The following is a 752-nucleotide window of genomic DNA, read 5'->3' as shown; positions in this document are numbered from 1 at the left end:
GGTGTCGGGGTTCAGGAATATGCGTTGAATTGCGACCAGACGGTTTCCCTCGCGCACCGCTACCAGGAGAGCGGGTTCGAAGATCGTCTTCGGCTTGGGCAGGTAAGGGCAACGCGGATGGAAGCGAAGATCGCGTGGTGGTGGGAGGAGGTTCCGGCACTGGAGGTAGCGCTCGGCAAGGGTGCCCGGAACGTCGACCGCCTCATTCCAGATTCTTTCGACGTTCATCGGCCGCGGCGAGTCCGCCAAGGCGGGTGGCGGATAATGGCGACCCGGGCGAACAAGGCGCAGTTCACGCAGGACGTCTTCGCGCGAGCATCCTGCGAAACAGGTGACGAGAATGCCGCGATCCCCTTGCCGAATCGACAAGCTTGGATCGCGATCGCTGTGTGCGGGACAGCGGCACATCGCGACATTGCCGCTCCACGTGCCGCCCAGGGCCCCGACAATGTCGACTATCTCCTGCGATGGCCGTCTGGCTGTAAGCGGCATAATTCTACCTCCTGCTTACACGCTCGGCCCCTCCTTTCCTCTTTTCGGTCGGTCTGAGACTTGGAGACAGATTCAGCCTGCGCTCGCCTCAACGCGAACGGCTCGGAGATCATCGGTTAGTCGTCGCTTCGATTCGCGCGGCGTTCAGCATAGGCGACGACGAACTTCTCCCAGATCCGCAGCCACTCTGAATCGGTGCGCGGCCGGCTAAAATCGGGGCATCCCTTGCGGAATGCAGCCGCCATGTCATCCACTGACCA

General features: G+C 61.8%; 1 pseudogene. It reads right to left on the bottom strand.

The window, feature by feature from the left end:
- A pseudogene (locus QHC67_RS18900) lies at positions 1 to 492 on the bottom strand (virulence-associated protein E); the annotation flags it as partial.
- Between the last annotated feature and the right edge of the window lie 260 nt (positions 493 to 752).

Source organism: Sphingobium sp. (assembly GCF_033795625.1).
Taxonomy (GTDB): domain Bacteria; phylum Pseudomonadota; class Alphaproteobacteria; order Sphingomonadales; family Sphingomonadaceae; genus Sphingobium.
The sequence above is the reverse complement of the archived record's forward strand: the minus strand, read 5'-3'. Positions and strand labels throughout refer to the sequence as shown.